Raw genomic sequence first — 509 nt, 5'->3', positions numbered from 1 at the left:
CCATATACCGATATGACCGAACGTAGTCGGATCCGAGGGACAACTGCGGCTTGGCGTTATGAATAAGGGGCATATCGAGCCCGTAACAGGTCCGCCCTTGCCGCTCCGCTTCAAGAGCAATATCGGTGCCGTAGAGATGGAATTCGGGTAGCAGAGGATCGAAAGATACGCCTGCCTCGCGCCGCAACACGAATGCCATTTCATCGAAGCTCACAATGGGAACAGGCCCGTCCGATGCCTTGCCGAACAGCCCCCCATTTTCCGGAAACAAGGGCGCCAGGGAGCAATCCCACGTCCGCCCGACGACTTCACCCGCTGCAGTTACACCGCCGCTTGCAGCCACCGCCCAACTGGGATCGAGAAGCATAAGGCGATCGATTTCCCATGCGAGCCGCTCAAACCAGTTTTCGGGAAAATAGACATCGCAGTGGGCAAAGACGAGAAAATCGGCGGTCGCTGTCTCTATTGCGCGCGCGTAGGCCGCTGCAGCGCTTGGCTGATTCCACAGG

General features: G+C 58.2%; 1 protein-coding gene. It reads right to left on the bottom strand.

Going from position 1 to position 509, the window contains the following annotated elements:
- A partial coding sequence (locus QSV46_RS39135) for a hypothetical protein (RefSeq protein WP_314964014.1) occupies window positions 1-509 on the bottom strand: 509 nt, incomplete at both ends.

Source organism: Bradyrhizobium cosmicum, from assembly GCF_032290525.1.
GTDB classification, from domain to species: Bacteria; Pseudomonadota; Alphaproteobacteria; order Rhizobiales; family Xanthobacteraceae; genus Bradyrhizobium; species Bradyrhizobium cosmicum_A.
The sequence above is the reverse complement of the archived record's forward strand: the minus strand, read 5'-3'. Positions and strand labels throughout refer to the sequence as shown.